9 protein-coding genes and 1 pseudogene are annotated in these 6,879 nt (G+C 71.7%); 5 read left to right on the top strand and 5 right to left on the bottom strand.

The genetic code is table 11. From position 1 onward, the window contains the following. Positions 1 to 113: 113 nt before the first annotated feature. From ACGFYN_RS18880 to ACGFYN_RS18860, 5 genes and pseudogenes are all read right to left on the bottom strand, one after another. Complete coding sequence (locus ACGFYN_RS18880; protein ID WP_393866940.1) at positions 114 to 545, bottom strand: universal stress protein; 432 nt, start codon at positions 543 to 545, stop codon at positions 114 to 116. 232 nt (positions 546 to 777) lie between these two features. Further along, on the bottom strand, positions 778 to 1,083 hold the full coding sequence (locus tag ACGFYN_RS18875; RefSeq protein WP_393866939.1) for a PfkB family carbohydrate kinase: 306 nt from the start codon (positions 1,081 to 1,083) through the stop codon (positions 778 to 780). Positions 1,084 to 1,198: 115 nt separating this feature from the next. Further along, a pseudogene (locus ACGFYN_RS18870) lies at positions 1,199 to 1,603 on the bottom strand (PfkB family carbohydrate kinase); the annotation flags it as partial. A gap of 104 nt (positions 1,604 to 1,707) precedes the next feature. Further along, positions 1,708 to 2,064, bottom strand: coding sequence for a cytosine permease (locus tag ACGFYN_RS18865; RefSeq protein WP_393867128.1), 357 nt, complete (start codon positions 2,062 to 2,064; stop codon positions 1,708 to 1,710). Positions 2,065 to 2,091: 27 nt separating this feature from the next. Beyond that, positions 2,092 to 3,495: an MFS transporter gene (locus ACGFYN_RS18860; protein WP_393866938.1), complete on the bottom strand. Its 1,404-nt coding sequence runs from the start codon at positions 3,493 to 3,495 to the stop codon at positions 2,092 to 2,094. A gap of 63 nt (positions 3,496 to 3,558) precedes the next feature. On the opposite strand from ACGFYN_RS18860, the gene ACGFYN_RS18855 reads away from it, so the two are divergent. The 5 genes from ACGFYN_RS18855 (at position 3,559) to ACGFYN_RS18835 (ending at position 6,789) form a co-directional block, all read left to right on the top strand. After that, positions 3,559 to 3,984 carry a MarR family winged helix-turn-helix transcriptional regulator gene (locus ACGFYN_RS18855; protein WP_393866937.1) on the top strand — a complete coding sequence of 142 codons (426 nt, stop codon included), beginning with the start codon at positions 3,559 to 3,561 and terminating at the stop codon, positions 3,982 to 3,984. A gap of 131 nt (positions 3,985 to 4,115) precedes the next feature. Beyond that, a complete protein-coding gene (locus ACGFYN_RS18850) occupies positions 4,116 to 5,084 on the top strand; it encodes a Dyp-type peroxidase (protein WP_393866936.1) in 969 nt (322 codons plus the stop codon). A gap of 86 nt (positions 5,085 to 5,170) precedes the next feature. Continuing rightward, entirely contained in the window at positions 5,171 to 5,413 is a 243-nt protein-coding gene (locus ACGFYN_RS18845) for a hypothetical protein (RefSeq protein WP_393866935.1), read from the top strand. Between the two features lie 206 nt (positions 5,414 to 5,619). Beyond that, on the top strand, positions 5,620 to 5,757 hold the full coding sequence (locus ACGFYN_RS18840) for a hypothetical protein (RefSeq protein ID WP_393866934.1): 138 nt from the start codon (positions 5,620 to 5,622) through the stop codon (positions 5,755 to 5,757). A gap of 207 nt (positions 5,758 to 5,964) precedes the next feature. Then, positions 5,965 to 6,789: a class I SAM-dependent methyltransferase gene (locus tag ACGFYN_RS18835; protein ID WP_393866933.1), complete on the top strand. Its 825-nt coding sequence runs from the start codon at positions 5,965 to 5,967 to the stop codon at positions 6,787 to 6,789. Positions 6,790 to 6,879: the final 90 nt, after the last annotated feature.

Here is a 6,879-nt window from a genome sequence, read left to right as displayed (position 1 = left end):
GCCGGCGCGCGGGCGCGGGGGGGGGGCGCGGGGGGCCGGGGGGGGGGGGGGGGCCCGGGGGGGGGGGGGGGGCCCGGGGCCCCCCCCCCCCCCCCCCGGGGCCGCCTCCAGGGTCAGGCCTCTTCGGAATTCTCGGGGGCCAGCAGGACCGCCGCGCCGGTCCGGTGTGCGACTGCGTCGCTGACGCGGGGCTGGAACAGTGCCTCGACCGCGCCCCGGTGATGGGGGCTGAGGACGACGAGGTCGGCGCCGAACTCCTCCGCCGTGTCGGATATGGCGGTCGCCACCTGGGTGGTGAGTCCCCTCGCGAGGGTCCCCTCGGCCTTGACGCCCTTGTCGCGCAGGGCCGCCAGTGCGTCCTCCAGGACGGCCTTGGCCTCGCTGTCGTCCTCCAGCGGGACGATCGCGGCGACGGAGGCGGCCGAGGCGATGACGTGTACGACACGGACCTCGGCGTTCGTCAGCTGCGCCATCTCACCGGCCAGTCGTACGGCGGAGTGGCGGGCGGGGCTGGGATCGACGGCGACCAGAATGCGCTGAAACACGGACACGCTTCTTCCCTTCCGAGGGAGCGGGAGATCAACTCGCTGATCAGGGACGCCGGTTCGCGGCGTGTCGGGTCGACGCGTCCGGCGCCGAACGAGCACTTCCACCCCCACCTCGTGATCATCTCACCGGCCCGGGGCCCCGCGAACGGCGGGTTCATGTAACGGCCATTGAATTGGCGGCGGCCGTTCGGTGTCCTTCGTCCGTCGTCGTTCCGGAGCCCTCTCGGGTTCAGCGGGGCCCGGAGCGGGCGAGCTTCTCGGTGAGGCGGTCGGCGGCCAGGAACGCGATCAGTTCCGACCGGCCGGGCGCGGTGGTGGGGCCTCGGTGGGTCACTGCGTAGGCCGCGGCCGCGTTCGCGCCGCGCGCGGCCGTCTGCGCGTCGTGGCCCTGGCCGAGGAGGGCGAGGAACGCGCCGACATGGGCGTCGCCGGCGCCGTTGCTGTCGACCGCCGTGACCGGGAACCCCGGTACGTGGACCGGCGGTTGGCCGGGTGCGGAGAGCCAGCAGCCGTCCTTGTCCGCCCGTACGAGCACTCCCGCCCCGGGCGCCGGCCGCTCCCCGAGAGCGGCCGCCGCGGTGCGAGGGTCCGTGTCCGGTCATGATGCGGGCCTCGCGGGCGTTGGCGCTGAGCCAGTCGGCACGGGCGAGGACGCTTTCGGGAATGACCGCGACCAGGGGGCCCGGATCGAGCAGAGGGTGGTGCCGGCGGGCAGCTCGGCCGCGAGCCCCGACAGCAGCGGACCGTTGCCCGGCAGGACCAGCCCGTACCCGGAGAGCTGCACAAAGGTCGTCGGACCGCAGATGCGCCGTGATGGCGGCCGCGTCGGCCGGGGCCATGGTGGCCTCGGCGCCGAAGCTGGTCACGAAGGTCCGCTCGGCGCCGGAGTCGACCAGCGCCACGGTGAAACCGGTGTCGTGGTCCGTGCGGGCGGGCAGAAGCGTGGCGATGTGTTCGGCGGCCAGCGCCGCGCGGACGAGATCGCCGTACGGACCCGTGCCGTGCAGACCGGCGTAGACCGCCTCGGTGCCCAGACGGCGGGCCGCCGTCAGCATGTTGAAGCCGCCGCCGGATGTCGCCTCGGTGCGCGTGCCGATGACATCGCCGCCGCGATCGGGCAGATCGGCGATCACGTTCCCCGCGAGGACGACACGGCCGGTCACCGTTCGGCTCCCTGGAGGCGGGCGGAGGAGGGCTCGCCGCCGGCGTTCGGGGCGGGGTCCGCGCGGCGCCCGAACAGTGCGCACACCGCGGCGGCGACGGTCATCGCGACGGCCCCGCCGAGGCCGTTGACGCCCAGCCAGGTCTCGGAGAGCGGGCCCGCGAACCAGACGTCGCTCGCACTGGTCGAGGCCCTGGTGAAAAGCAGGCCGGCCACGATGGCCAGGGCCCAGCCGAGCACGGCGGGCAGATGCAGGCCGCCCGAGTACCAGTAGGCGCTGGAGCGGGTGGTGTCCATCAGTGCCCGAGGATCGTAGGTGCGGCCGCGCAGCGAGTCCACGGCGATCACCCCGATCCAGGCCGAGATGTGAAGCGGCCGAGGTCAGGCGCGGCGCGTGCGGAGCGTCTTGGGTGAGCCGAGGACGAGCAGGAGCGAGACGAGCGCGCACACGGCGAGGAAGGAGCCGATGGCGGCCATGCCTTCCTGCAGGCCGATGGCGAATCCTGAGCCGCTGCCGCGGACGATGATCCCGAGTACGGCCACGCCGAGCGTGCTGCCGATCTGCCGGAAGGTGTTCTGCACGGCGGAGGCGGAGTTGCTCAGCCGGTCGGGCACGCTGGAGACCGCCAGGTTGCTGATCGAGGAGCTGAGCAGCCCGCATCCGACACCGACGAGGCCGAGACGCCACTCGATGTCCGCGAGCGAGCCATCGGAGGCGGCCGCCAGCAGCAGTGATCCGGCGGCGGTGACCAGCAGACCGGCGATCATCACGGGAGCTGCGCCGTATCGCGCCATCAGCCTGCCCGTGACGGGGGCGACCAGGGCCATGACGAGGGTCATGGGCAGGAAGGCGAGCCCGGCGGCGAGGACCGAGTAGCCGCGCTCGTCCTGAAGATCGAGGCTGTAGAAGTACAGCACCCCGAAGAAGACCGCGAAGTAGGCGAAGCCGCCGACATTGGCGGCGATGAACGGACGGCTTCGCCAGACGCCCATCGGCATCAGGGGGTGGCGGCCGTTGCGGCCCTTGTTCAGCTGCGTGGTTATGAAGCCGGCCAGGGCCAGGACGGACAGTGCGAGGGTCCCGAGCACGCGGACGGACGACCAGCCGGCGTTCTCGCCCTCGCTGAGCGCGAAGACCAGTGCGGCGAGGGTGATCGCGGCGCTGACCGAGCCCGCCACGTCCAGCGTCCGGTGTCCGTCGGGGCGCCCGTGCCGCTCCACCGGGACCGACCTGCGGCCGAGCAGCCAGGTGACCGCGCCGAGCAGCACCGTGAGGGCGAAGGCGGCGCGCCAGGTCGTGATGCTGAGCAGTGCCCCGCCGACCACCGGGCCGGCCGCGAGGCCCAGGCTGGCCACACCGGCCCAGGCGCCCACCGCGCGGGCACGCTCGCGTGGCTCGGTGAACTCGTGGACCAGGATGGACAGCGTCTGCGGAAGCATGATCGCCGCTCCGAGCGCCTGCACCGCTCTGGCCCCCAGCAGCAGGCCCATGACCGGCGCGACGGTGCACAACAGGGATCCGGCGCTGAAGACGAGGACGCCGAGCAGGAAGGCGGTACGGCGTCCCCATCGGTCTCCGAGTGCTCCGCCGAGTAGCAGGGCGGCGGCGTACGTCAGCGTGTAGAGGGTGGCGACCCACTGCAGGGACGTGTCCGAGGCGTGGAGTGAGCTGCCCAGGTCCGGCAGGGCCACGTTCACCATCGTCGAGTTGAACATGCTCAGCATGAGCCCCAGGCACATCGCCAGGAGCACGACCTTGCGGCTGCTGTGTTCGCGTATCGCCATGCCATCCCCAGGTTTTATAGGTAGCCTAACTATAAAACACCGATCGATGGGGACGGCCGAGGGATGGACGAGCTGACGGACGAGACGCGCAAGCGGCTGCTGCGGATCGGTCAGGCGGTCCGCCGTGATGCGGCCGACCTGCCCGTCACGACCGCGCAAGGGTCCGCGCTGAGTCTGCTCAGCGGCGGCGCGATGAGTGTCGGGCAGCTCGCCCAGGCCGAGGGTGTGCAGCCGCCGACCATGACGCAGCTCGTCAACCGCATGGAGGCGGCGGGGTGGGTCAGCCGGTCCGGTCCCGCCCGCAAGGGGAGCACCGTGCAGATCACGGCCGCGGGCCGGCGGATCGTCGAGGAGGTGCGGGCGAGGCGGAACGGCCTGCTGGCGGAGCGGATGGCGGCGCTGACCCCCGACGAGCGTGCGGCGCTGCGGGCGGTCCTGCCCGTCTTCGACAAGATCTTCGGTCCGCCGCTCTCCCCGCCGGGGTTCTGACGCTCCGTCACGCACCGCCGGTTCGGACCGGTCGCGTCCCGCAGACGCACGTGACGGATCGGGCTGCGATGCCGGGCGGCGCATCCTAGAGTCGGCATGAGCGCAGACGATGATCGGGAAGGGCAGGACGCATGGCCGAAGACGCGTCGGCACCGACGCCGCAGTTGGTTCTGTCCCCTCTCACCAGCGCGTCGATCTTCCTCGTCGCGACCATCGACCCCGGCGGGGAAGCGGTCACCCGGGATGTGCTGTCCGACGTGAGCTCCCTGCAGCGGGCCGTGGGATTCCGCGCCGAGCCCGAAGGCAGGCTCAGCTGTGTCACCGGTATCGGCTCACAGGCGTGGGACCGGCTGTTCGCCGGGCCCCGCCCCGCGGAACTGCACCCCTTCCGCGAGCTGAACGGACCGGTGCACCGCGCCGTGTCGACACCCGGCGACCTGCTCTTCCACATCCGCGCCGCACGTCTGGACCTGTGCTTCGCGCTCGCCACGGAGATCATGGCCCGGCTCGGCGAGGCGGTGACCGTCCGGGACGAGGTGCACGGCTTCCAGTATCTCGACAAGCGCGACCTGCTCGGTTTCGTCGACGGCACGGAGAACCCCACCGGCTCCCCCGCACGCGCTGCCGTCCTGATCGGGGACGAGGATCCGGACTTCGCCGGTGGCAGCTACGTCATCGTCCAGAAGTACGTGCACGACCTCGAAGCGTGGAACGCGCTCCCCGTCGAGACGCAGGAGCGCGTCATCGGCCGGCGGAAGCTGAACGACATCGAGCTCGACGACAAGGTCAAGCCGGCCGACTCGCACGTCGCCCTCACCAGCATCACCGAGCCCGACGGCACGGAACGCGAGATCCTCCGGGACAACATGCCGTTCGGCACCGTCGGCAGAGGTGAGTTCGGCACCTACTTCATCGGCTACGCCCGCACCCCCGCGGTCACGGAGACGATGCTGGAGCGGATGTTCCTGGGCACGCAGGACGCCGCGCACGATCGCATCCTGGACTTCTCCACACCGCTCACGGGCTCACTCTTCCACGTCCCCACGGCGGACTTCCTCGACGATCTCCCCGAACCGCCTGCCGCGCAGATCGGCGCCTGAGCTGCCGGGCGCGTTGCCGGGAATGAGCAGAAACCGGAACTTATCCTCACAGAGCTCATGATTCCGGTGCTCTCAGGAGACTGACAATGGACCTCAAGCCTCTGGCTCGGGCGGCCACCGCTGCCGTCGTGGCGGGTATCGCCGTCATCACCGCGGTCGGCCCGGCCGCAGCCACGTCCCGCCCGTCCGTCGTACGACAGATCACCCCGACACCGGGCGGCACCGCCCCTGTCGGCGGCACGATGGGCAGTGGCCTCCTCCAATTCGGCGGCGCCACCGTCGACTTCGTCGGCCGGCTCATCGGCACGGGCGGTGGCAGCAGCGCCTGAACAGCCGTCAGCCGCAAGCCCTGCAGTCGACCTGTCGACTGCAGGGCTCGTTTTTCAGCCAAGGCCATGGCCATCGGGTCGATGCCAATGTCGGTTGCTTCTCCGATGCGGGCGCGTGGACGACCCTGACCGCCCCGTTTCGCACGTTCGTGGACGGAATACCCGCATCGCGTCACACCGAGCGGTTGCCCGGTTGGTGCGAGCGAGTGCGCGACGAGTCGCAACAAGCGGACCTGGTCACGTTTCCGGCCGAGTCCGGCGGCGTCGTCCGGCTCGGCCGCAGCAGGACCGGCGATCTCGCCGCGGTCGTCGTCACCGCGGGCCTGGCGGGCGCCAAGGCGTGACCCACGACCTTGCGGCGGTGCGCGTCCGACGGGGTCCGGCGTGCCCTGTGGGCCGATCGGCCCAGGCACGGCGCGCCTCGGTCGTGTGCGCGGCCGCCTGGGGAGGATCGGTGGGCGGCGGCCTCGGAACGGGCCGCACGGCACCGCCCCGCCCGTGTGGAGAGGTCCGGCCATGGCACTGATGGAACTGATCGACAGGGATCTCGCGTGACCGCGGACCCGCGCGGGAACGCGCCGGGCGACGGGCGTTACGGCGAGTCCGTCTTCCGCCCCGAGCGGGCGGGCGAGGGCGAGCGCATCGACTACGGCGCCCTCGCCTACGACGACATCACCTGGGCGCGGCTGCGGGCGCTGGGGGTCGGGCCGGGGTGGGGCTGCCTCGAGGTGGGTGCGGGCACGGGCACGATCGCTCGCCGGCTGCTGAGCGAAGCCGGTGCCGCGAGCGTGCTCGCCGTGGACCGCGACGTACGTTTCCTCAGCGAGCGGCGCACGCCACGGCTCGACGTGCTGGAGGCCGACGTCACCGCCCCGGACTTCGTCCAGGGGCAATTCCGTCTGGTCCACGCGCGCTTCGTGCTGATGCACCTGTCCGAACGCGAGCGGCTGATCACGGCACTGGCCCAACTCGTCGCGCCCGGCGGGGTACTGGTGATCAGCGACGCGGTCGACCTGACCAGCGACCGTACGCCCACCACGCCGTACACCGCGGCGATGCGGGCGATGTGGAAGGGGCTGCGCGACACGATCGGCACCGACGCCACCTCGGCGCTGTCCTACCCTCAACTGCTGCGCGGGGCCGGGCTCGCGTCCGTCGCCGCGGAGATCCATGTGCCGCCCCTGCTGCCCGGCAGCCCCATCAGCCGCTTCTGGGCGGACACCTGGGAGCGGAGCAGGGCGGCGATGCTGGCCACCGGGCTGGTCGACGACGCGGCCGTCGACGAGGCGGTCCGCTATCTGGACTCGGACGCATGCGCCGCGCTGTCGGCAGGCATGCTCACCGTGTGGGGGTGGAGAACCGAGCATGCGGTCTGATTTTTGACGCATGCTTTACGCAGTTCGGGAAACTGCCATCCACGTTGGTGCACTCTGACGGTAAGCAGGGTTCATCCGGGCTGGAGAGCA

Source organism: Streptomyces sp. NPDC048419 (assembly GCF_043200415.1).
GTDB lineage: Bacteria > Actinomycetota > Actinomycetes > Streptomycetales > Streptomycetaceae > Streptomyces.
This window is presented reverse-complemented; position numbering and strand designations above follow the sequence as displayed.

Bases quoted from the DNA above. Each gene is read 5' to 3' on its own strand.
- ACGFYN_RS18850 (WP_393866936.1), top strand. From the start codon at position 4,116: ATGGCCGAAGACGCGTCGGCACCGACGCCGCAGTTGGTTCTGTCCCCT.
- ACGFYN_RS18855 (WP_393866937.1), top strand. From the start codon at position 3,559: ATGGACGAGCTGACGGACGAGACGCGCAAGCGGCTGCTGCGGATCGGT.
- ACGFYN_RS18845 (WP_393866935.1), top strand. From the start codon at position 5,171: ATGGACCTCAAGCCTCTGGCTCGGGCGGCCACCGCTGCCGTCGTGGCG.
- ACGFYN_RS18860 (WP_393866938.1), bottom strand. From the start codon at position 3,495: ATGGCGATACGCGAACACAGCAGCCGCAAGGTCGTGCTCCTGGCGATG.